At 68.5% G+C, this 22927-nt stretch carries 17 protein-coding genes, 1 tRNA gene and 1 pseudogene; 16 read left to right on the top strand and 3 right to left on the bottom strand.

Annotated features, from left to right (window positions below; translation table 11 throughout):
- Positions 1-74 precede the first annotated feature (74 nt).
- Together AC1DK4_RS05875 and AC1DK4_RS05880 are read left to right on the top strand one after the other, a co-directional pair.
- A complete protein-coding gene (locus AC1DK4_RS05875) occupies positions 75-1217 on the top strand; it encodes an acyltransferase family protein (RefSeq protein ID WP_441614578.1) in 1143 nt (380 codons plus the stop codon).
- 41 nt (positions 1218-1258) lie between these two features.
- A pseudogene (locus AC1DK4_RS05880) lies at positions 1259-1693 on the top strand (IS3-like element ISAzo10 family transposase); the annotation flags it as partial.
- 280 nt (positions 1694-1973) lie between these two features.
- Here AC1DK4_RS05880 and AC1DK4_RS05885 read toward each other — a convergent pair.
- Both AC1DK4_RS05885 and AC1DK4_RS05890 read right to left on the bottom strand, forming a co-directional pair.
- A complete protein-coding gene (locus AC1DK4_RS05885) occupies positions 1974-3932 on the bottom strand; it encodes a hypothetical protein (RefSeq protein ID WP_441614580.1) in 1959 nt (652 codons plus the stop codon).
- Positions 3933-3999: 67 nt separating this feature from the next.
- Positions 4000-4584: a phosphatase PAP2 family protein gene (locus tag AC1DK4_RS05890; protein WP_441614582.1), complete on the bottom strand. Its 585-nt coding sequence runs from the start codon at positions 4582-4584 to the stop codon at positions 4000-4002.
- A 281-nt stretch (positions 4585-4865) separates the two neighbouring features.
- Here AC1DK4_RS05890 and galU point away from each other — a divergent pair, with 281 nt between their 5' ends.
- The gene (galU, locus tag AC1DK4_RS05895) at positions 4866-5858 is read left to right on the top strand and encodes a UTP--glucose-1-phosphate uridylyltransferase GalU (protein WP_441614584.1); all 993 of its coding nucleotides are present in this window, start codon (positions 4866-4868) and stop codon (positions 5856-5858) included.
- Between the two features lie 45 nt (positions 5859-5903).
- Here the strand turns inward: galU and AC1DK4_RS05900 are convergent, their stop codons facing one another.
- A complete protein-coding gene (locus AC1DK4_RS05900) occupies positions 5904-6374 on the bottom strand; it encodes a GDP-mannose mannosyl hydrolase (RefSeq protein ID WP_441614586.1) in 471 nt (156 codons plus the stop codon).
- Positions 6375-6925: 551 nt separating this feature from the next.
- Between AC1DK4_RS05900 and AC1DK4_RS05905 the strand changes: the two genes are divergently transcribed.
- The 13 genes from AC1DK4_RS05905 (at position 6926) to AC1DK4_RS05965 (ending at position 22758) form a co-directional block, all read left to right on the top strand.
- Complete coding sequence (locus tag AC1DK4_RS05905) at positions 6926-7084, top strand: hypothetical protein (RefSeq protein WP_441614588.1); 159 nt, start codon at positions 6926-6928, stop codon at positions 7082-7084.
- Between the two features lie 639 nt (positions 7085-7723).
- A complete protein-coding gene (gene fdnG, locus AC1DK4_RS05910) occupies positions 7724-10792 on the top strand; it encodes a formate dehydrogenase-N subunit alpha (RefSeq protein ID WP_441614590.1) in 3069 nt (1022 codons plus the stop codon).
- A 13-nt stretch (positions 10793-10805) separates the two neighbouring features.
- Positions 10806-11762: a formate dehydrogenase subunit beta gene (gene fdxH, locus AC1DK4_RS05915; RefSeq protein ID WP_477131435.1), complete on the top strand. Its 957-nt coding sequence runs from the start codon at positions 10806-10808 to the stop codon at positions 11760-11762.
- A gap of 11 nt (positions 11763-11773) precedes the next feature.
- A complete protein-coding gene (locus tag AC1DK4_RS05920; protein WP_441614594.1) occupies positions 11774-12415 on the top strand; it encodes a formate dehydrogenase subunit gamma in 642 nt (213 codons plus the stop codon).
- An 81-nt stretch (positions 12416-12496) separates the two neighbouring features.
- Positions 12497-13465: a formate dehydrogenase accessory protein FdhE gene (gene fdhE / locus AC1DK4_RS05925; protein WP_441614596.1), complete on the top strand. Its 969-nt coding sequence runs from the start codon at positions 12497-12499 to the stop codon at positions 13463-13465.
- Positions 13462-14913: an L-seryl-tRNA(Sec) selenium transferase gene (gene selA, locus AC1DK4_RS05930; protein WP_441614598.1), complete on the top strand. Its 1452-nt coding sequence runs from the start codon at positions 13462-13464 to the stop codon at positions 14911-14913. The genes fdhE and selA overlap by 4 nt, the downstream gene beginning before the upstream one ends.
- A complete protein-coding gene (gene selB / locus AC1DK4_RS05935) occupies positions 14910-16865 on the top strand; it encodes a selenocysteine-specific translation elongation factor (RefSeq protein ID WP_477131436.1) in 1956 nt (651 codons plus the stop codon). The genes selA and selB overlap by 4 nt, the downstream gene beginning before the upstream one ends.
- Positions 16844-16939, top strand: a tRNA-Sec gene (locus AC1DK4_RS05940). The genes selB and AC1DK4_RS05940 overlap by 22 nt, the downstream gene beginning before the upstream one ends.
- A gap of 340 nt (positions 16940-17279) precedes the next feature.
- Entirely contained in the window at positions 17280-17525 is a 246-nt protein-coding gene (locus tag AC1DK4_RS05945) for a hypothetical protein (RefSeq protein WP_441614602.1), read from the top strand.
- Positions 17526-18159: 634 nt separating this feature from the next.
- Positions 18160-19281 (top strand): transglutaminase-like domain-containing protein, encoded by a 1122-nt coding sequence (locus AC1DK4_RS05950; RefSeq protein WP_441614604.1) that lies wholly within the window; start codon positions 18160-18162, stop codon positions 19279-19281.
- Between the two features lie 8 nt (positions 19282-19289).
- On the top strand, positions 19290-20363 hold the full coding sequence (selD, locus tag AC1DK4_RS05955; protein WP_441614606.1) for a selenide, water dikinase SelD: 1074 nt from the start codon (positions 19290-19292) through the stop codon (positions 20361-20363).
- Positions 20364-20673: 310 nt separating this feature from the next.
- Positions 20674-22068, top strand: coding sequence for a selenium-binding protein SBP56-related protein (locus AC1DK4_RS05960; RefSeq protein ID WP_441614608.1), 1395 nt, complete (start codon positions 20674-20676; stop codon positions 22066-22068).
- Positions 22069-22083: 15 nt separating this feature from the next.
- The gene (locus AC1DK4_RS05965) at positions 22084-22758 is read left to right on the top strand and encodes a hypothetical protein (protein WP_441614610.1); all 675 of its coding nucleotides are present in this window, start codon (positions 22084-22086) and stop codon (positions 22756-22758) included.
- The last annotated feature ends 169 nt before the right edge of the window (positions 22759-22927 follow it).

A 22927-nucleotide genomic window follows, 5' to 3' on the forward strand; every position in this document is an offset into this window, starting at 1 on the left:
CGCCGGGGGCCGCCGGAACCAGCGCCGGGACCACCGCCGGGACCATTTCGGAAGCGCCCTTGGAGGAGAACAATATGGAAAACCCGGCCACCCACGGCAAGCACATAGGAAACCGCTCGATAGAGCTGGATTTCGTTCGCGGGCTGGCCATCATTGCCGTGATGGGGATGCACTTCCACACGGTCGCGACCGGCAGCCAGTGGATCGCGCTGCTCGAGTACCCGCTCAAGAACTTCGGCCGCGAGGGCGTCAACCTCTTCTTTACGCTGAGCGGCTTCCTCGTCGGCGGGCTGCTRCTGCGCCAGTATGCGCAGCGCGGGCAGGTGGATGCGCGGCGCTTCATCATCCGCCGCATCTTCAAGATCTGGCCGGCGTACTACGCACTGATCCTGTTCCACGTGCTCGCGGGCAGGCACCCGACCAGCTCCTTCCTGTACCAGAACCTGACGCACTTGCAGAACTATTTCGGCAGCTCCATCGCGCAGACCTGGAGCCTTGCCGTCGAGGAGCACTTCTACCTGTTCCTGCCCGCGGTGCTGCTGCTGGTGGCGCGCTGGAGCCTGCGCGCCGGCACCATCCTGTGGGTGACGGCGGCGCTGTGCGTGGTGGTGCTGGCGGCACGCTGCTTCGCGGTGGCCAGCGGCGACCTCGAGGGCGCTTCGGCCTACACGCAATACCGCATCGACAGCCTGCTGTACGGCGTGATGCTGGCCACGATCTACTGGATGAAGCCCGAGCTGTACCGCCGCATAGCGAGCCGGAAGCTGGTGCTGGTATCGGTCGTCGCGGCCACGGTGGTATGGCTGGTGGTGCTGCAGCGGAACCTGGTGCTGGAGGAAACCATCGGCTACACCATCCAGTCGATCGGCTTTGCCGCGCTGATCGTGCTCGTGCTCGAGTATTCCGGCACGCTGCGCAGCGCACGGCTGTACCGCGCGGTGGCGTGGATCGGCGTGTACTCCTACGGGATCTACCTGTGGCACTCGGTGGCGCTGGCGCCCGGCGAGATCTTTATCCGCAAGGCAACGGCGTTCGGCGTACCGGCGATCCCGCTATGGGGCCTGGCGCTGGTGGTGCAGTTCGCAGTCGCCATCCTGGTCGGCTATGCCGCCACGCGGGCCATCGAATTTCCGTTCTTGCGCATCCGGGACGCACTTTTCCCGGCCAACCGGCGCGGCCAGCCGGCGCTGCAACCCGGCGAACAGCACGCCGCCTAGCGCACCGGATACCGTCGCACGGAGAAACAGGGTGAACCACAGTGGCTAGGTATGCTCAGGCCATCAAGGATCTCGCGGTAGCGCGGATGCTGCCTCCCGAGAATGCCAGCGTCGAGCAGGTCGCGACCGAGATGCATATCTCGTTGGCAGCACTCGGGCGGTGGCGCGCCGATGCCATGGCCATGCCGTCGGCCGACCCGGCTGCGGCCGGCGAAGCCCGGCTCGAAGCCGTGCTGGCCACCGGCGCCATGGGCGAGCTGCAGAAGTCCGCCTGGTGCCGCGAAAACTCGGTCGACCCGCTCGAGCTGGAATACTGGCGCCGCAGCGCCGCCGCGGCGCTGTCGGACAGCCGCGGCATGGGCGCCGTGCGGCGCCTGCACGAGCAGGACCAGCGCAGGATCCGCGAGCTGGAGCGCGAGCTGCGCCGCAAGGAACAGGCGCTGGCCGAAGCCGCCACGCTGCTGGTGCTGACCAAGAACGTCACCGCGCTGTTCGAAGCCCGGGACAAATAGCCAGTAAATAGCCAACAAATAGCCAGCCGGCATCTCGCATGGCTGCGCATTGCGCGCCGCACAGGCATGCGCAGCCGTTCGGCGCGCAGCCCGCTTCCATCCGTTCCTCGGTTCCTCTCTTCCCTCCGCGCCGCTCACCCTGGCGGTGCCATCGCAGCCGCCGTGCGGCGCAGGTGGCAGACTTGCCGCGGCGACGCAACCACGCCGGGCGCTTGCCGATGGCGCCGCGCCGGGCTCGCCCGCCCTATTGCGCGATATATCCCTCCGGCGTGGTCACGCCGGCCTGCGCCACCGTGGCGTTCGCCGAGATGACGTAGATCGGCGCCTCCGTCAGCGTGAGCGTGAGCACGCCATTGGCGTAGGGCACCGTCGATACGTTGCCCATCATGTCCAGCACCGCCACGCTGCCGCTGGTGCCGGGCGCATCCACCTGCAGCGTGTAAGGCACGCTATAGGTCGCGCTGAAGCCGGTGGAGGCGCTCCAGTTCGCATTGTTGTGCGTCCACAGCGCGGTCACTACGCTATTGCTGCCCAGGCGCTGGAATGCATAGCCGTAGACGCCGGCAGGCAAGGCCTTGAGCGGACCCAGCGTATTGGTGCCGTCGATCAGCCGGGTCATCACCGCCACCGCCAGCGCCGCGGGCTTGGGGCTGATGCTCGACGTGCCGAAGCTGCCGCTCGCGCTGGCCAGGTCGAAGAAGATGCCGTAGCCAGGCTCGATCGGTGCGTCGGCGGCGTAGAACACGAAGCTCACGTCCGCGCCTTCGCCCAGCATGATCAGGTGCGTGCGCGCCGTCACCGCACCGTGCGCGAAGAGGATGTTCTGCGTCGGGTAGTCGGGGCCGTAGGTCGAGCCGATGTCATAGCTGATGCCGGTCTCGGTGACGAACAGCTTGGCGCCGCGCTTGAGGCGCGTGGCCATCACGTGACGCAGTTCGCGCATGGAGGCCGGCAAGGCATTCGCGGCGTCGTCGGCGCTGGCGGCACCCACCAGCCGCTCTGGCGGATGCGACGGCGAAGTGCCCGCATCGTAGTAGCCATGCGCGGTCACGCCATCGAGGTACTGTGCGATGCCGAGCGGCACCAGGCGCTCGATCCAGACGGAGTTCTGCCGCAGGAAGGCGTTGGTGGTGCCCATCACCACGGCGCTGGGATCGCCCGCATGGATGCCCTGCCAGGTGGCGCGGTACATCGCCACGAAGTTTGCGTCGGTGTCTTTCCACGGCAGGCCGCCGTCATAGTCCGGCTCCCAGGTCACCTGGTAGTAGTTGGCCGACTGCGCCGGGAAATAGCGCGTGCGCACCGTGTTCGATTCCTGTCCCACGCGCGTCATGTAGTCCTGGTAGGCCGGCAGGGATTTCGGCGCATAGGCGTGGTGGGTGGTATCGGCGACGGGGCTGGCCCAGTCGGGAATGCCGTCGAGCTGGATCAGCCGCATCAGGTCGCCCGGCTTGAAATAGGACGCGAGCTGGTCGGTGGCCGGGTTGAAGGTATTGGGACCGTTGGGCTCCATCTTGTACCAGTTGCGGTTGTCGTTGGCCCAGGACAAACCCAGCGCGGGATAGAGCGGGCGATAGCCGTCGCCGTCGCAGCACGTCTGCCCCGGCGCGAGGTAGGACGTGCCCTGTCCGCCGAAGCGGTGCAGGTCCTGGCGCGCGTAGCTTGCCGCCGGCAGCACCGCGGAGATATCGGGCAGCACGCCGAACGTGGCGATGCCGTTGGGACGGGTGCCGCGCGAACGCACGCCGCCGCCGGCCGACGCCAGGCTCACCGATACGGCGAAGTAGCCGGCAATGGTCGACTTGCAGTCCAGCGTCGATACGCGCGGGCCGGCGATCACGGGGAACTGGCCGCTGGCGCGGGAGCGGCCCCAGGTGTCGGCGATGGTCCAGTTCACGACATCGGCGGCGGCGGACCGCGTCGTGACGCTGAGCTGGAAGGTACTGCCTGCGGGGAACAACCGCGTGCCGTCGCTGCCCGGCGTATCGGCCTCGAGGGTATCGCCGTCCGGCGCGGCATCGGTGCTGGCGGCGGGCGCGGCGCAATTGAGGATGCCGCTGTCGGTCACGCCCGCCGCGGCGGCGGGCGGCGCGCTGCCGTTGGCCTGGGGCTTGGCCTTGTCGGCGCTGCGGTCGCCTCCGCACGCCGTGAAGGCGAACAGGAGCAGGCAGGCGGCAAACGGGAACGGGACATGTCTGGCCATGGCGCGCTGGCGGCGGCACGGCTGGGGCCCGGCAAGCAGGCGGGGAAGAAGCGGCACACTAGCCTCCCTAACGACAAATCACCGGTGCGTAGTACGGTGAGTAGTGCCAGATGATCTGCTCGAAAGGGGCATGGCGTCCATAGGCAACCGTGCACAAGCCGAGTAGTGCAACCCCGGCGATCACGCCATTGCCGAGCCGCCGGGGCGCGGCGGCGCATGCGCGCAGCACCCAGCCTCCGATCGTGCCGCCCAGCAGCCATCCCGCGATCACTTCGGTCGGGGTATGCGCGGCGAGCATCACGCGGCTCAGGCAGATCAGCGCCGCGAGCAACAGCCCCAGCATGAAGCCGCCGTCGCGCCATGCCGGCCTGATGCTGCGCAGGAGCAAGGCGAGGAACACCGACCACACCGCCGCCGACAACATCGCGTGGCCGCTGATCACGCGCATGTCGAAACTCTCCAGCGACATGCCGCAGCCGGCGTTCAGCAGCTTGCTCGCCAGCACCAGCGCCGCGCCCGCGGCGAGGCTGGCGGCCCAGCGCAAGGCGACCCGCCAGCCGTCTGCCTGCAGCAGCCACAAGGCCACGGCCAGCGCCAGCGGCAGCGTCACCGCGGCATCGCCGAGGTCTGTGATGCGGTACCAGTTCATCATTCCTTCCATTGCGCACAGGCACGCCGGCACGCTTGTGCCGCCCCATGTCCGACTCTAGTCGGGCCGCGCCGGCCTGTGGCGCGCGCACCGCCGCGCTGGCTGAATATGGCGAACTGTTGGCAGATGCCCGGATCGGCGCGGCGATACGCTGGCTGCACCTGGACCGGCCGCAGCCGTCTTGCAGTGCGCTTCGCTGCCGGTTCCGCGGTCCGTTTTGCAGTTCGTTTTGCCCCCCATCTCGCAGCAAGTCAACGGAAGAACCACACTACGGGAGTCGCTCCATGCTCAAGATCAGGAAAGCCGTATTTCCGGTAGCCGGACTCGGCACGCGCTTCCTTCCCGCCACCAAGGCAAGCCCGAAGGAGATGTTGCCGGTCGTCGACAAGCCGCTGGTCCAGTACGCCGTGGAAGAGGCCATCGCGGCCGGGATCACCGAGCTGATCTTCGTCACCGGGCGCAGCAAGCGTGCCATCGAGGACCACTTCGACAAGTCGTACGAAGTGGAGGCGGAATTGCTGGCGCGCGGCAAACAGTCACTGCTCGACCTGGTGCGCGGCATCAAGCCCGCCCACGTCGATTGTTTCTATGTGCGGCAGGCGGAGCCGCTCGGGCTCGGCCACGCGGTGCGGTGCGCCAGCAAGCTCATCGGCGACGAAGCGTTCGCGGTGATCCTGGCCGATGACCTGCTGGACGCGCGCACACCCGTGCTCAGGCAGATGATCGAGGTCTTCGACCACTACCACAGCAGCGTCATCGGCGTGGAAGCGATCCGGCCAGAGGATTCCCGCTCCTACGGCGTGATCGAAGGCAAGCCGTGGGACGAGCGCGTGTTCAAGATGTCCGGCATCGTGGAAAAGCCCGCGCCCGAGGCGGCGCCGTCCAACCTGGGCGTGGTCGGGCGCTACGTCCTGATGCCCAGCATCTTCGCGCACCTGAACGCGCTCACGCCGGGCGCCGGCGGCGAGCTGCAGCTGACGGACGCGATCCAGGCGCTGCTCGGCCATGAACAGGCGCTCGCTTACCGCTACGAAGGCCGCCGCTTCGACTGCGGCAGCAAGCTCGGCTACCTCAAAGCCACGGTGGAGTTCGCGCTGCGCCATGCCGAGGTGGCCGCGCCGTTCGCCGAGTACCTGCGCACCGAGTGCGCGCTATTCGCTCAGCCCGCTCAGTCCGAGCAGGCGCACCCGGCTGGCACCGCTGCCGATGCCCCCGCCGCCGCGGCCGATGGCAAGGCCGCCGGCCGGGACGCCGCCCTGGTCCCGCTGGCCGCGTGAGCCGGCCCGGCGGCGGCCTGGCACCCGCCTGGTGCACCAGGGCACTCAGCGAAAGTAAGCCTTGGTGTTTTCATGCACATCGTCGCGGCCGAGGAGTTCCGCCGGGCTCATCCAGCGATATGCACTGTGCTGGCCCGGCGTGCCCACGGCAGCCTCCCTCGCCTCCTGCGTCCCGGCAGGCATCGTCCAGGCGTAGGCCAGCACGACATAGTGGGTGGTGACGCCAGGCTCGCCGGCAAAGTTGTCCGGGTAAAGGTGCTCGAACACGCCGCGCGCGGTGGCGCTGGCACGCTCCACGCCGGCGATGCCCAGTTCGTCCGCCACGATGCGGCGGAATGCCGCATCCAGGTTTTCGTCCTTGCGGATGCGCCCGCCCGGCACGAACCAGGTGTCGCGCGCCGGGCGGTTGCGCCGCCGCCCCAGCAGCGCGCGGCCCTGCGCGTCGGTGACGATCAGGTCGATCGAGACCAGCGGGGCGTGGCGGACCACGGAAAGGAAATCCATTGCGCCAAGCATCGAATGCAGCTCCTGGGATGGCATGCGGCGGCCAGGCCAGCCGCATGCAGCAAAAGGGGAAGTCGTAAAAGGGAAGTCGTAAGGGGGACGTCGTAAGGGGGAAGCGTACCAGTACCGCGCCGGCGCGGAGGCGCCTTCGGGCGGTGGGCAGGCGAACCCGGGCTTGCGCCTGCAGGGGGGATGACCGCAGACGTCGACGCACCCTCGCCGGCGCAGAAAGGCGCCCCGCCCACCGGGGGATAGGCGAGGCGCAAAACGCGCGCAAGTGGGTCAGACCTGCACGCGGCCTTTCGAGCCTAACCGCGTCCGCGCGATTGCAGCGTGGGCTAGCGCACCAGGCGTTGCCGAAGGCGAACGATTGGCGGAAGGCGACGGCATGCCGGCAGGCCGCCGCGGGCGCCATACCACCCTGACGTTGGGTATCCCTTCAGACTGGACCACGGCTGACGTTATTTTCCATGCGGCCGGGACTGGCCTGCCGCATGCCGGGCGCCCGCGCCCGGGTATCATCGCGCGCCAGCAAACCGTGCCCGACCGCACGCAGAATCACCATGCACCCTGAACTGACCAAATTTGCAGCGCTGTGCTGCACCTTCACCGCAGTGCTCTTTACTGCGCTGTGCATCCGCTATATCCGCAAGCGCTCCCGCGTGGACCTGCGCATCGCCGAGCTCGAGGCGCAGTTGCGCGAGCGGCTGCGCAACCGCTGACGCATCGCGCGCCGACTCCCCAGCGTTGTGCGGTAATCGCACGACCAGTACACGGTCCCGGCCTGCGCGAGCGCAGGAACAGAGGCGGAAAATAGGGGCTATTCTCTATACTATGTCTTATAGGCAATACGTATGATTCGTCGCGTGCCAAGTCGCAGCAAATACCTATAAATCCGAGAACTGGGCCAAGCGCGGTTTTGCCGCCTGGAACGATTTGGTTGCCGGTCTTCGCTGTGTGATTCCAGCAATGCCTACGCAGGCCACAGAGTCCGCGGGGCTGGAGTCACGATGTGCGGGATGTCGCGGGGTGTAAAAAGCCATTCTTCGGAATGGCTTTTTTTATGGTTGTGACCCGTCCTGCACAAGCTGAAGCAGGTTGAAGCAAGGTAGAAGCACGGTTGAAGCCTGGTCGACACGGTTCCCGCGCGGGGATGTTGTCGATCGGAAGTGGCTTCCGGGCGCCTGGGCCGGGGCATCACGGCCCCAAGCGGCCCAGGGCGGTGCGACCGGCAACGCCCCGCGGAGGCCGCCCTCGCGGCAAATCCCTCAAAAAGCCGCAATGCCATGCCATTGTGCATCTGGCTTCCTATACTGGACGAGACAATCCCCACCGCTGTCGCCATGCCCAGGAGGGTAGCCATGGTAACGATGAACCGGCGCCAGTTCCTCAAGATAACCGGCGCATCCCTAGCAGGCTCCAGCCTGGCGCTGATGGGATTCTCCCCCGGCGAGGCGCTGGCGGAAGTGCGGGCCTACAAGCTGGCGCGCGCCACCGAGACCCGCAACACCTGTCCGTACTGCTCCGTGGCCTGCGGCATCCTGATGTACAGCCTGGGCGACGGCGCCAAGAACGCCACCGCCAGCGTGATCCACATCGAAGGCGACGCCGACCACCCGGTCAACCGCGGCACGCTGTGCCCCAAGGGCGCCGGCCTGATCGACTTCATCCACAGCCCCAGCCGGCTGAAATACCCGGAGTACCGGGCGCCCGGCTCGGACAAGTGGCAGCGCATGTCGTGGGACGACGCGCTGGATCGCATCGCCAAGCTCCTGAAGGAAGACCGCGATGCCAATTTCGTCGACAAGACGGCGGACGGCAAGACGGTCAACCGCTGGCTGACCACCGGCATGCTGGCCGCATCCGCCAGCAGCAACGAGGTGGGCTACCTCACGCAGAAGACGATCCGCAGCTTCGGGATTCTGGCCTTCGACAATCAGGCGCGCGTCTGACACGGCCCGACGGTGGCAGGTCTTGCCCCGACGTTTGGCCGCGGTGCGATGACGAACCATTGGGTCGACATCAAGAACGCGGACGTGGTCCTGATCATGGGCGGCAATGCGGCCGAGGCGCACCCGTGCGGTTTCAAATGGGTGACCGAAGCCAAGGCGCACAACAAGGCCCGGCTGATCGTGGTCGATCCGCGCTTCACGCGCTCGGCCTCGGTGGCCGACATGTACGTGCCGATCCGCACCGGCAGCGACATCGTCTTCCTCGGCGGCGTGATCACCTACCTGCTGGCCAACGACAAGATCCAGCACGAGTACGTGAAGAACTACACGGACTTCTCCTTCATCGTGCGGGAGGACTTCGCCTTCGACCAGGGCATCTTCTCCGGCTACGACGCCGGCGAGCGCAGCTACGACAAGTCCACCTGGGACTACGAGCGCGGCGACGACGGCTTCGTCAAGACCGACCCCACGCTGGCGCATCCGCGCTGTGTGTTCAATATGCTCAAGCAGCACTACGCGCGCTATACGCCCGAGATGGTGGAGCGCGTGTGCGGCACGCCCAAGGACAAGTTCCTGGCGGTGTGCGAGATGATGGCCTCCACCGCCTCGCCCACGCGCGCCATGACCATCCTGTACGCGCTGGGCTGGACGCAGCACTCGATCGGCTCGCAGATCATCCGCACCGGCGCCATGGTGCAGCTGCTGCTGGGCAATATCGGCATCGCCGGCGGTGGCATGAACGCGCTGCGCGGGCACTCCAACATCCAGGGCCTGACCGACCTGGGGCTGCTGTCGAACCTGCTGCCCGGCTACATGACGCTGCCCAGCGAGGGCGAGCAGGACTACGACAAGTACATCGCCGCGCGCGCGCTCAAGCCGTTGCGCCCCAACCAGCTCAGCTACTGGCAGAACTACCCCAAGTTCCACGTCAGCCTGATGAAGGCGTGGTGGGGCAACGCCGCCACCGCCGACAACCAATGGGCCTTCGACTACCTGCCCAAGCTCGACAAGCCGTATGACCTGCTGCAGGTGGTGGAGCTGATGAACCAGGGCAAGATGAACGGCTACATCGCCCAGGGCTTCAACCCGGTGGTGGCCGCACCCAACAAGGCCAAGCTCATCGCGGGCCTGAGCAAGGTGAAGTTCCTGGTGATCATGGATCCGCTGGCCACCGAGACTTCGGAGTTCTGGCGCAACCACGGCGAGATCAACGACGTCGATCCGGGCAAGATCCAGACCGAGGTGTTTCGCCTGCCAACCACCTGCTTCGCCGAGGAAAACGGCGCGCTGGTCAATTCGGGGCGCTGGCTGCAATGGCACTGGAAAGGCGCGGAGCCCCCGGGCGAAGCGCGCAGCGACCTGGAGATCATGTCCGGGCTGTTCCTGCGCATGCGCAAGATGTACCAGGCCGATGGCGGCAAGTACCCCGACCCCATCGTCAACCTGACCTGGCAGTACGCCGACCCGGCCAGCCCGAGCCCGGAAGAACTGGCCAGGGAATACTCGGGCCGCGCGCTGACGGACCTGCAGGACCCAAAGGATCCCACCAAGTTCACGCGGCGCGCCAACGAGCAGCTGGCCGGCTTCGGGGAACTGCGCGACGACGGCAGCACCGCCAGCGGCTGCTGGATCTTCTGCGGCGCGTGGACTGCCGCCGGCAACCAGATGGCGCGGCGCGACAACGCCGACCCCAGCGGCATCGGCCAGACCCTGAACTGGGCCTGGGCGTGGCCTGCCAACCGGCGCATCCTCTACAACCGCGCCTCGTGCGACCTCAGCGGCAAGCCGTTCAATCCGGCGCGTCGGCTGGTCGCCTGGAACGGCAAGAGCTGGGGCGGCGCCGACGTGCCGGACTTCAAGGCGGACGAAGACCCGGCGGGCGGCATGAGCCCCTTCATCATGAACCCCGAGGGCGTGGCGCGCTTCTTCGCCCGCGCCGGCATGGCCGAGGGGCCGTTCCCTGAGCACTACGAGCCGTTCGAGACGCCGCTGGGCTACAACCCGCTCAACGACAAGCAGCCGCAGGCCACCAGCAACCCGGCCGCGCGCGTCTTCAAGGGCGACCTGGAGGCAATGGGCAAGGTGGCGCAGTTCCCGCATATCGCCACCACGTACCGGCTCACCGAGCATTTCCACGGCTGGACCAAGCACGCCCGCATCAACGCCATCCTCCAGCCCGAGCAATTCGTGGAGATCGGCGAGGCGCTGGCCAAGGAGATCGGCATCAGCGCGGGCGACCGGGTCAAGGTGTCGTCCAACCGCGGCTTCATCAAGGCCGTGGCGGTGGTGACCAAGCGCATCAGGCCGCTCAAGGTGGACGGCAAGACACTGCACACGGTCGGCATCCCGATTCACTGGGGCTTCACCGGACTGGCCAAGCCGGGCTTCATCACCAACACGCTGACACCGGTGGTGGGCGACGGCAATTCGCAGACGCCCGAGTTCAAATCCTTCCTCGTGAAGGTCGAGAAGGCCTAGGGAGGAGCATGCCATGRCACTGCAATCACTCGATATCCGCCGGCGCTCGGCTACCACCACGCCATCCACGCAGGCGCGCGTGCCGGTCACCGGCTCCGTGGCCAAGCTGATCGACACCACCAAGTGCATCGGCTGCAAGGCCTGCCAGGCCGCGTGCATGGAATGGAACGACCTGCGCGACGAAGTCGGACACAACGTGGGCGTGTACGACAACCCGGCCGACCTCAGCGACCAGTCGTGGACCGTGATGCGCTTCTCCGAGTACGAGAACCCCAACGGCAACCTCGAATGGCTGATCCGCAAGGACGGCTGCATGCACTGCGACGACCCCGGCTGCCTCAAGGCCTGCCCGGCGCCGGGCGCCATCGTGCAGTACACCAACGGCATCGTCGATTTCAATGAGGAGAACTGCATCGGCTGCGGCTACTGCATCACCGGCTGCCCGTTCAATATCCCGCGCATCTCCAAGCACGACCGCAAGGCGTACAAGTGCACGCTGTGCTCGGACCGGGTCGGCGTGGGACAGGAGCCCGCCTGCGTGAAGACCTGCCCGACCGGCGCCATCGTGTTCGGCACCAAGGAAGACATGAAGCAGCATGCGGAAGAACGCATCGTCGACCTGAAGTCGCGCGGCTTCGACAAGGCCGGCCTGTACGATCCGGCCGGCGTGGGCGGCACGCACGTGATGTACGTGCTGCATCACGCCGACCAGCCATCGCTCTACCACGGCCTGCCCGACGAGCCGCGCATCAGCCCGCTGGTGGGCCTGTGGAAGGGCCTGGCCAAGCCGCTGGCGGTGGCCGGCATCGCCGTCACCGCGCTGGCGGGCTTCTTCCACTACATCCGCGTGGGCCCCAACGAGACGCTGCCAGAGGACGAGGCCGCCGCGCAGGCCGAACTGGCCCGCGAGCGCGAGCGCGCCGGGCGCGACCCGCGCGATCCGGACGATTCGCGCGGCTTGCCCGGCTGAGGAGGAACGCCATGAGACCCGAAGACAGGCCCGGCCTGATCGTGCGCTACACCCCCGGCGAGCGCACCAACCACTGGATCGTCGCCATCACGTTCATCCTGCTGGCGCTGTCCGGGCTGGCGATGTTCCATCCGTCCATGTTCTGGATGAGCAACCTGTTTGGCGGCGGCACGTGGACGCGCATCCTGCACCCGTTCATCGGCATCGTGATGTTCGTGGCGTTCCTGTGGCTGTCGCTGCGGTTCTGGCACCACAACATGCTCGACCGCAACGACCGCGTCTGGCTCTCGCAGATCCGCGACGTGCTCAACAACCGCGAGGAGGCCCTGCCCGAAGTGGGACGCTACAACGCCGGCCAGAAGCTGCTGTTCTTCGTCATGGTGCTGTGCATGCTGTTGCTGCTGCTGTCCGGCATCGTGATCTGGCGGGTCTACTTCTCCGCGTACTTCCCGATCGGCATCATCCGCTTCTCCGCCGTGGTGCACGCCATTTGCGCCTTCGTGCTGATTTGCGGCATCATTGTCCACATCTATGCCGCGTTGTGGATCAAGGGATCGGTCGCAGCCATGACGCGCGGCACGGTGACCTATGGTTGGGCCTGGAAGCACCATCGCGCGTGGTTCCGGGAAGTCTTCAGGCAAGGCAACAAGTAGCGCCGTCCGGATGCTGCCGCCCGCACCGCCGGCGCTTCCGGCGTCCCCTCGGGGACGCGGTTTCACGGACGCGGGACAACCATGGTGCAGCGCATTCTCCAACCCCACGAAATCGAAGCGCTCGATCACGTCGCGCTGGCGCGCCTGCGCCTGCCGCAGCGCACCGGCACCTTCGGCGCGCGCGCGCAACGCCTGCGCCAGCTGGCCGCAGGCAATCCGATCGGCGCCTACCTTGGCCTGATGGCCATCGTGGCCGATGCCCAGGAAGCCATCGCGCGCACCCTGGAAGTACCGCCGCCCGACACGCACGCCATCGCCCTGGCACACGAGCACCGCATGCCGCCGCTGGCGGCCGCGGGCGGCCAGGGCCAGCACGCATGGCACGCCGCGCTGGCGGCGCTGGCCGGCACGCTGCGCCAGTCGCCCGGCCTGCCCGCACCCGTGATGGCGACGCTGGCGCGGCTGGAGGCCCTGCCCCCGCTCGAGCTGGATGTACAGGCCCAGGCGCTGCTCAGCGGGCGCGACGCGGAAGCGGACCTCGCCATGGCGCCGTTCCTGATGGCGGCGCTCCAGGTCGGCTGGACCTGCAAGGCCAGCCAGCTCGCCGAGGCCGACGTGCCGGCGCTCGACGTGCACACCGTCTGCCCGGTCTGCGGCACGCTCCCCGTTGCCAGCATCGTGCGCATCGGCGGGCGCTACCAGGGCCTGCGCTACCTGCATTGTGCGCTGTGCGCCACCGAATGGCATATGGTGCGCATCAAGTGCAGCCATTGCGAATCCACCGAAGGCATCGCCTATCATGTCGCCGAAAGCAGTGGCGCTGGCGAAGGCGGCGAAGGTGGCAAAAAGAACGACGGCCTGCACGCCGTCAAGGCCGAGTCCTGCGAGCACTGCCAGACCTACCGCAAGATCTGCTACATGGAGAAGGACGCGCAGGTCGAACCGGTCGCGGACGATCTCGCCACGCTGGCGCTGGACGTGTTGATGGGCGAAGCCGGCTACGCGCGCGCCAGCGGCAACCCCATGCTGTGGCAGGGAGCGGAGTCTTGAGCGCACTGGACGACGGCGCGCCCGCCCTTGCCGGCCCGGCGGACATCCCCTCGGTCGACCGCCTGCTCGGCGGCCCCGAACTGCAGACCTTGCTGGCCAGCCACGGCCGCACCCAGGTCACGGCCGCGCTGCGCAGGCTGCTCGACGGCCACCGCGCGCAGGCCATCGCCGGCAGGCTCGCCATGGACGCCGTGGCCCCCGGGGCCCTGGCCGACGCCCTGGCCGCGGCACTGGCCCGCGCCGGCGAGCCGCGCCTGCGCGCCGTGTTCAACCTCACCGGCACCGTGCTGCATACCAACCTCGGCCGCGCCCTGCTGCCCGACAGCGCCGTGCAGGCGGTAGCGCGCGCGCTGACCGCGCCCGCCAACCTGGAGTTCGACCTGGCCACCGGCGCGCGCGGCGACCGCGACGACCTCATCGAAGACCTGCTGTGCGAGCTGACCGGCGCCGAAGCCGCGACGGTGGTCAACAACAACGCCGCGGCCGTGCTGCTGATGCTCAACGCACTGGCGCAGCGCCGCGAGGTGGTGGTGTCGCGCGGCGAACTGGTCGAGATCGGCGGCGCCTTCCGCATCCCGGACATCATGCAGCGCGCCGGCGCGCGCCTGGTCGAAGTCGGCACCACCAACCGCACGCACCCGCACGACTACGCCGATGCCATCGGCCCGCGCACCGCGCTGCTGATGAAAGTCCATTGCAGCAACTACCAGGTGACCGGCTTTACCCGCAGCGTGGCGGTAGCCGAGGTGGCAGCGCTGGCCGCCCCGCACGGCCTGCCGGTGGTGGTGGACCTCGGCAGCGGCACCCTGGTCGACCTGACCCGCTGGGGCTTGCCGGCCGAGACCACGGTACGCGAGACCATCGAAGCCGGCGCCAGCCTGGTGACCTTCAGCGGCGACAAGCTGCTCGGCGGACCGCAGGCGGGCCTGATCGTCGGGCGCGCCGACCTGATCCGCAGGATCAAGAAGAACCCGCTCAAGCGCGCGCTGCGCGTGGGCAAGCTCACGCTGGCCGCGCTCGAGCCGGTGCTGCGGCTCTACCGCGCGCCGGAACTGCTGGCCGACAGCCTGCCCACCCTGCGCCTGCTCACGCGCAGCGCGCCCAGCCTGCACGCGCAGGCGCTGCGCCTGTGCCCGCTGCTGCAGCCGGCGCTGGGCGACGCGTTCCTGGTCTCGGACGCGCCGATGTTCAGCCAGGTCGGCAGCGGCGCGCAGCCCGGCAGCCAGTTGCCCAGCCACGGCCTGGCCATCGCGCCCGTCGCAACCGCGGCGGGCGGGCGGCGCGCCGGCGCGGGACGGCAGCTACAGCGGCTCGAAGCCGCGCTGCGCGAACTGCCCCGGCCAGTCATCGGCCGTATCGCCGGGCAGGCCCTGTGGCTGGACCTGCGTTGCCTCGAGCAAGCCGACGAGCCCGCCTTCACCGCCCAGTGGCAGGCGCTGCGCCTATGATCGTCGGCACCGCCGGACACATCGACCACGGCAAGACCACGCTGGTGCGTGCACTGACCGGTGTCGACACCGACCGCCTCAAGGAAGAGAAGGAGCGCGGCATTTCCATCGCGCTGGGCTACGCCTACACGCCGCTGCCCAACGGCGACGTGCTCGGCTATGTCGACGTGCCCGGGCACGAACGGCTGATCCACACCATGGCGGCCGGCGCCAGCGGCATCGACCTGGCGCTGCTGGTGATCGCCGCCGACGACGGCGTGATGCCGCAAACGCGCGAGCACGCGGCCATCGTCGAGCGGCTTGGCATCGCGCGCGCCGCGGTGGCGCTGACCAAAGCCGACCGCGTCGGCCAGGCGCGCCAGGCCGAGGTGCGCCGCGAGATCGAGGCACTGCTGGCCGGCACGCCATTCGCGCAGGCGCCGGTGTTCGCGCTCGACGCCACGCGCGCCGACGATGCCGGCGTATCGGCCCTGCGCGCCTATCTGCACGAGATCGCGCAGCAATTGCCGCCGCGCGGCACCGACGGCCTGTTCCGGCTGGCGGTGGACCGCGTCTTCACCTTGCCGGGCCACGGCACGGTCGTCACCGGCACGGTCCTCGGCGGCCGGGTCCATGCCGGCGACACGATGCGCCTGGCGCCCTCGGGCAAGCCGGTGCGCGTGCGCGGCATCCATGCGCAGCAGCGCCCGGCCGACACCGGCCTTGCCGGACAGCGCTGCGCGCTGAACCTGGCCGGCATCGACAAGGAAGCGGTCAGCCGCGGCGACTGGGTAGCGGATCCGGCGCTGGTCGCGCCCTCGGCCCGCATCGATGTCTCGCTCACCTTGCTGCCCCAGGCAGAGCTTCGCCTGACGCACTGGACCCCGCTACACGTTCACCTCGGCACCCTGCACCAGCTGGCCAACATCGTGCTGCTCAGCACCGAGGCCCTGGAGCCCGGGGGCACGGCGCTGGCCCAGCTGGTGTTCGGCGCCCCGGTATGCGCCCTGCCCGGCGACCGCTTCATCGTGCGCAATGCGCAGGCGACCCTGACCGTTGGCGGCGGCCGCGTGCTCGACCCCTTCGCGCCCGAGCGCCGGCGCCGCACCGACCGGCGCATCGCCTGGCTGCAGGCGCTGCAGCAGATGACCGAAGGCGCCGGCCTCGCCCCCCTGCTGATGCAGGCCACGCACGGCATCGCCGCGGCGCGGCTGGCCTGCCTGAGCGGCAGCGGCCCGGCCGGCTGGCGGCTGCCGGACGACGCGCTGGTCGTGCCCGCGCCCGGCCATGCCGATGCCTGCGTCATCCTCGCCGCGCACTGGCAGGCGCTGCAGCGCACCGTGCTCGACACGCTGGCGGCATTCCATGCGCGCATGCCGGACGAGCCGGGGCTCGATGCCGGCTCGCTGCGGCGCGTGGCCTTTGCCGGTGCGCCGGCGCTGCCGCATGCCGCCTGGGCGGCGCTGCTCGACACGCTGCTGGAGCGCGGCGAGCTGCGCCGCAACGGCGCCTGGCTGCAGCTGCCATCGCACCTGGCCACGCTGTCCGAGGACGATCTCGCCCTGGCGCTGCGCGTCGTGCCGATGCTGGCGGCCGGCCGATACGATCCGCCGTGGGTGCGCGAGCTTGGCACCGCGCTGAACGTGCCCGAGGAACGCATCCGCGGCCTGTTGCGCAGGATGGCGCGCCAGGGCACGGTGCACCAGGTGGTGCATGACCTGTTCTACGACAACACGCAGKTGCGCGAACTGGCCGCGCTGCTGGCGGCCCTGGTCGCGCAGCACGGCAGCGTGGACGCGATCCGCTTCCGCGACGCCACCGCCCTGGGCCGCAAGCGCGCCATCCAGGTTCTGGAGTTCTTCGATCGCGTCGGATACACTCGTCGCGTCGGAAACGCGCGCGTGCTGCGCCCCGACAGTGAATGGCAGCCGTCGGGTGTTGCCAGCTGCGAGGAAGGCATGCGTATCCGGTGATGCGGCCGGGCTTCAAACCCGGTTGGGGGCGTTAGCCGTTCCCAGGTAGGTTCGACTCCTGCTGCTTTCCGCCATAAGGTTTCCGGGTTTTTGCGGGCATATCGACAAGCGAAGACTTGAAAGGGAGGCGTGTTTTTTTGCCTTCCCCATGCAGATCGTCGAGATTGGATGACTCACAACTGCGGCGGGCGGCGCTAGAACCCCCCGCTCTATCGGAAGGTGCCCCCACCAATTTCCAGCCGGGATCTCATCCGGCGCGTMAGGTCGGAGAGAATGAGGCCGCACCGGGATCACTGTATATCCATACAGTAAACTCAACTATACCCCCACGGCCTCGGATGACCCATACACTGTATATTCATACAGGTCAGGGGCTGCATTCCGCGGCACCCACCTCCGCCCGGAGTTGCCGCCATGCCCGATACTCTCGCCGTCAAGTACATCATCGTGCCGTACCGCAAGGGCAAGAGCGACGCACTCCTGCCTGGTGAGATCCGCCAGGCATCGAGCGAGGTCAGCGCTATCCGTATTGCCAACGCCATGGCATCAAGCTTCGCCGGCGTCGCGGCCTATGAGGTATTGGTGGACGAGGAAACCGGCGAGATGAATTCGCCCCGAATCCTGGTGCAGGAGGGGAACGTCCCCACCCTCGGCGAATGAAACCTGTCGGCCTTGCCGACAGCTTGCGCCAGGTCGGGAAACTGCCGCATGGGTGCGCCCCGGGCGCGGAGGGCAAAGGCAGCCGAGTAGCGACCCATGCAGGCAGGACGGACAATTGGCAGTTGCCAGCGGAGGTCCGCTCTCGGCCAAGGAACAGTCCTTCGACAATCACGTCAGGAGCATCGACAATCTGCATGCTCTCCCTGAACGTGAAGTTTGGGGGCTCGCTAGCGATGCGTGGAGTTGGCAGTTCTGCGTTGCCTTGGCGCATCCATTTGGCGCTGGGCCGCTCCTGGAATCGCTCAGCTCGCTTGTGGTAAGAGCCGACCGGCTCACGACTGGTGGAGGTCGCTTGCCGGGCCAGGAAGAGACATTCGCTGGTGGAACTTCGGATTTAGCGGCGAACTCCTCCGCCCACCGAAACAGCGGCGTGCACGGCTTAGGCCGAGCTGGCCTATGCTTACTCTTACTATTCTGCTTACTCCTCTCCCTACTCCTCGCCCGCTTTTCATTTGCTGTGCCGCAGCATGCGTGCGCATCATGTTGTGCTCCCCGCTTGTGCCGCGCCGGCCTACTATGCATTGGGCAGGCATATTGCCGCGCATTGCCCTGGCTTTGAGTGGGAGGAGTGCAAATGGACCGTCGTTCTTTCCTGAAAGCGGGCGCGGCCGCGCCCGTCCTTGCGAGCACAGCCGGCCTGGCCCGCGCCGGCGCGCAAGGCGCCGAGGCGCTGCCCGCGGCCGAAGGCTGGCGCATCTATGAAGTGACCACCGAGGTCACGCTGCCCGCGGCCGCGGCGCCGGCCAGCGTGTGGGTGCCGATGACCGCCGCGCGCATCGATGACTACCAGCGAACCTTGTCCACCACCTGGAGTGCCCCTGGCGCCATGGCCCGGGATACCCTCGCGCCCGGCTACGACGCGCGCATGCTGGCGCTGCGCTGGCCCGGCCCGGACGCCGTCGAGGGCAAGCCGCTGCATGCCACGCTGACCAATGTGGTGGCCCTGCGCGACCGCAAGACCGACCTTGGCCAGCCGCCTTCGGCGCGCGCGCCGCGCGAATCGGCCGCCACCCTGCGCGAATACCTCCGGCCCACGCGGCTGCTGCCCACCGACGGCATCGTCAAGGCCACCGCGCTGCAGATCACGGCCGGCGCGCCGGACGACATGACGCGCGCCCGCGCGCTCTACGAATGGGTGATCGACCACACCTGCCGCGAAGCCAGCGTGCGCGGCTGCGGCGTGGGCGACGTGCAGGCCATGCTGCGCACCGGCGGCATCATGAACGGCAAGTGCGCGGACATCAACGGCCTGTTCGTGGCGCTGGCGCGCGCCTCCGGCATACCGGCGCGCGATGCCTACGGCGTGCGCGTGGACACCTCCGCCTACGGCTTCAAGGCCATGGGCAAGGCCGGCGACATCTCCAAGGCGCAGCATTGCCGGGCCGAGTTCTACAACGCCGGCTACGGCTGGGTGCCGGTAGACCCCGCCGATGTGCGCAAGGTCGCGCTCGAGGAGGCGCCCGGCGGGCTGCCGATGACGCACTGGAAGGTGCGCTCGGCGCGCGCGATGCTGTTCGGCGCGTGGGAAATGAACTGGGTGGCCTACAACCACGGCCATGACGTGGCGCTGCCTGGCAGCAAGGAGGCCCCGGTTCCGTTCCTGATGTACCCGAACGGCGAGAGCGTCGCCGGCACGCTGGACAGCGTCGATCCCGCTGCGTTCGGCTACCGCATCGCTTCACGACGGATTGCATAGGGAGACTCATGACGCAAGAGACGATGCCCAAACGGCCGGCCAGCACGGCGATCAAGCTGACGGCCTTTTCCCACGGCGGCGGGTGCGGCTGCAAGATCGCGCCCGCCGTTCTCTCCGAGATCCTGAAGAACGCGCGGGGCTTGCCGGCCCCGCCCGCCCTGATGGTGGGCATAGAGACCAGCGACGACGCCGCCGTCTACAAGCTCAACGACACCCAGGCGCTGATCGCCACCACGGATTTCTTCATGCCCGTGGTGGACGACCCCTACGACTTCGGCCGCATTGCCGCGGCCAACGCCATCTCGGATGTCTACGCCATGGGCGGCACGCCGATCATGGCGCTGGCGCTGGTCGGCATGCCGGTGGACAAGCTGCCGCCCGAGGTCATCGGCACCATCCTGGCCGGCGGCGAATCGATCTGCGCGCAGGCGGGCATCCCCATTGCGGGTGGCCATACCATCGATGCGGTCGAGCCGATCTACGGCCTGGTCGTGATGGGCCTGGTGCATCCCGACCACGTCAAGCGCAATTGCGGCGCGCGGCCCGGCGATGTGCTTGTGCTCGGCAAACCGCTCGGCGTGGGCATCATGTCGGCCGCCATCAAGAAGGAAAGACTGGATGCGCACGGCTACCGCGAATTGATCGCCAGCACCACGCGACTCAATACCCCGGGCCGCCTGCTGGCCGGCATGGCGGGCGTGCATGCGCTCACCGACGTGACGGGCTTCGGCCTGCTCGGRCATCTGCTGGAAGTCTGCCGCGGCAGCGGCGTGGGCGCGCGCCTGGCGATGGAGCGGATCCCGCTGCTGCCCGGGGTGGCCGCGCTGGCCGCGGACGGCGTGATCACCGGCGCATCGGGGCGCAACTGGGCCAGCTACGGCGGCGAGGTGACACTGCTGCCGCAGATCGGCGCCGCGCAGAAGGCCCTGCTCACCGATCCGCAGACCAGCGGCGGCTTGCTGGTCGCGTGCGATCCGGCCACGGTGGACGACGTTCTTGCGCTCTTCCGCGACGAGGGCTTCCAGCACGCCGCCGTGATCGGCGAGACCACCGGCGGACCGGCCCGCGTGACCGTGGCGTAGTGGCATGGTCGCGTAGCGGCGCGCGGCTACCGCGGCCGCAAACCGTCGAACGGGTCCTGCAAGCGTTGCCGGGTCGCGGCTTTGCCGGGCACGCGCGGATGGCATGCACCTCCGTGTGTGGCAGGCCGAAACTGCCGCCGGGCGTATGGCACAGCTTGTGGTGCAGCGCTTCGCTTTGGACCGGCGCGTTCGGGTTGCGCCCCGATGTGTCCTATAGTTCAAATCCCGCCCCTGTCCAGCCGGTCAAGCGCACGCGCGCGGCATGCGGGGCCAGGCGGGGATATACGGCATAGGCACAAGGAGGCGCATCATGGCAACCTGGAAGCCCGACCCCAGCTTTTACCCGTCGCCCCGCCTCGCAGCGAAGGCGCCGCCCGAATCACTCGCCTATGTGGCGATGTTCGATCCCACGCGCAGCCAGCCCGACGGCATCGCGGTGGTGGATACGGACCCGGCCTCGCCGTCCTACGCCACCATCGTCGGGCAGGTGACCATGCCGAATGCCGGCGACGAACTGCATCACTTCGGCTGGAACGCCTGTTCCTCCTGCCTCTGCCCGAACGCGCCGCACCCGCATATGGAACGGCGCTACCTGGTGGTGCCTGGCCTGCGCTCCTCGCGCGTGTACATCATCGACACCAGGCCCGATCCGCTGCGGCCCGCCATCGCCAAGGTGATCGAGCCGGGCGAACTGGCCGAGCGCACCGGCTATTCGCGCCCGCACACAGTGCACTGTGGCCCCGGCGGCATCTTCCTGACGGCACTCGGCAATGGCGAAGGCAAGGGGCCGGGCGGCATCATGCTGCTGGACCAGCAGAGTTTCGACCCCCTCGGGCAATGGGAAGTGGAGCGCGGCCCGCAGCAGTTCGCCTACGACGGCTGGTGGCATCTCGGCTACGACACGCTGGTCACCAGCGAATGGGGCACGCCGGACATGATCGAAGACGGCCTGGTGCCCGAGATCCTGCTCGGCTCGCGCTACGGGCGCCGCCTGCATTTCTGGGATCTCAACAAGCGCAAGCATCTGCAGGAGATCGATTTTGGCGAGGAGTACCAGCTGGTGTTCGAGCTGCGTCCCGCGCACAACCCCACCAAGGCCTACGGCTTCGTCAACTGCGTGATCAGCCTCAAGGACCTGTCCTCGTCGATCTGGACCTGGTACCGCGACGGCGACAAATGGGCCGTGCGCAAGATCATCGATATCCCGGCCGAGCCCGCCGACCCCGACCTGCTGCCGCCCATCCTCAAGGGCTTCAAGGCGGTGCCGCCGCTGGTGAGCGACATCGACCTGTCAATGGACGACCGCTTCCTCTACGTCTCGTGCTGGGGCACCGGCGACCTGCTGCAGTACGACGTCTCCGACCCGTTCGCGCCGAAGCAGACCGGACGCGTGCGCATCGGCGGCATCGTCTCGCGCGCCACGCATCCGGGCGCCGGTGGCGCCGCGCTCAACGGCGGCCCGCAGATGGTGGAGATCAGCCGCGACGGCCGCCGCGTCTATTTCACCAACTCGCTGTACGGCGCGGTGGATGCGCAGTTCTACCCGGAAGGCATCGACGGCTGGATGGTCAAGCTCGATGCCGCGCCCGACGGCGGCATCGCGTTCGATCCGCGCTTCTTCCTGCGCTGGCCGGCGGGCCACCGGCCGCACCAGGTGCGGCTGGAGGGCGGCGACTGCTCGTCGGACTCGTACTGCTATCCATAACGGCCCGGAGCCGCCATGTTCACCGGTGCGGCCATCGCGCCGCAGACGCATCTCGCCGCGCAATGGGCCGCGCTGTGGCCGCTCTGGTGGCCGTGGCTCGCGGTCGCCGCGCTAGGGCTGTTCCACGGCATCAATCCCGCCATGGGCTGGCTGTTCGCGGTCGCGCTCGGGCTCCATCGCGGGCGCCGCAAGGTGGTGCTGCTGGCGCTGCTGCCGATCGCGCTCGGCCATGCGCTGGCGGTCGCGCTGGTACTGGCCGCCACGCTGACCCTGGGCAGCCTGCTGGACCCGGCCTGGCTGGCGCGCGCCGGCGGCGCGGTGCTGGTCGGCTGGGCCGCGTGGCACGCGCTGCGCGGGCACCGCCGGCACCCGCGCGTGGGCATGCAGGCCGGCATGGCCGGGCTGGCACTGTGGTCGTTCCTGATGGCGGGCGCGCACGGCGCGGGACTGATGCTGGTGCCGGTGATGCTGCCGCTGTGCGGCGCCGCCACCGCCACGGGCGGCGCGCTGGTGCCCGCGCTGCTGGCGCTGGGCCTGCATACGCTGGCCATGCTGCTAGCCATCGGCACCGTGGCGCTGCTGGTGTACGACCGCGTTGGCGTGGCCTTCCTGCGTACCGGCTGGATCAACCTGGACAAGGTCTGGACGGCGGCATTGGTCGGCTGCGGCACGATATTGCTGCTGGCATGAGCGAGCAGGGCGCCCGGCTCGCCCAGAGCAATCCGCCGGTATCCGCCGGGTAGCCTGCCGCGGCGTACTGCCGTGCCTTCGCTTCGCAGTACGAGCGCAGGGTCCGGCAGGAACCACATGCAGATGGCCTGCATATGGTCCGGCCTGAGGTTGCGCTCGCAATGCTTGC

The sequence above is a fragment of the Cupriavidus sp. 05N38 genome (assembly GCF_056397345.1).

Excerpts from the sequence above, each read along its gene's own strand:
- AC1DK4_RS05950 (WP_441614604.1), top strand. The coding sequence starts at position 18,160 with ATGGACCGTCGTTCTTTCCTGAAAGCGGGCGCGGCCGCGCCCGTCCTT.
- AC1DK4_RS05945 (WP_441614602.1), top strand. The coding sequence starts at position 17,280 with ATGCCCGATACTCTCGCCGTCAAGTACATCATCGTGCCGTACCGCAAG.
- AC1DK4_RS05920 (WP_441614594.1), top strand. The coding sequence starts at position 11,774 with ATGAGACCCGAAGACAGGCCCGGCCTGATCGTGCGCTACACCCCCGGC.
- AC1DK4_RS05885 (WP_441614580.1), bottom strand. The coding sequence starts at position 3,932 with ATGGCCAGACATGTCCCGTTCCCGTTTGCCGCCTGCCTGCTCCTGTTC.
- AC1DK4_RS05960 (WP_441614608.1), top strand. The coding sequence starts at position 20,674 with ATGGCAACCTGGAAGCCCGACCCCAGCTTTTACCCGTCGCCCCGCCTC.
- fdhE (WP_441614596.1), top strand. The coding sequence starts at position 12,497 with ATGGTGCAGCGCATTCTCCAACCCCACGAAATCGAAGCGCTCGATCAC.
- AC1DK4_RS05890 (WP_441614582.1), bottom strand. The coding sequence starts at position 4,584 with ATGATGAACTGGTACCGCATCACAGACCTCGGCGATGCCGCGGTGACG.
- galU (WP_441614584.1), top strand. The coding sequence starts at position 4,866 with ATGCTCAAGATCAGGAAAGCCGTATTTCCGGTAGCCGGACTCGGCACG.
- AC1DK4_RS05900 (WP_441614586.1), bottom strand. The coding sequence starts at position 6,374 with ATGCTTGGCGCAATGGATTTCCTTTCCGTGGTCCGCCACGCCCCGCTG.
- AC1DK4_RS05965 (WP_441614610.1), top strand. The coding sequence starts at position 22,084 with ATGTTCACCGGTGCGGCCATCGCGCCGCAGACGCATCTCGCCGCGCAA.
- AC1DK4_RS05905 (WP_441614588.1), top strand. The coding sequence starts at position 6,926 with ATGCACCCTGAACTGACCAAATTTGCAGCGCTGTGCTGCACCTTCACC.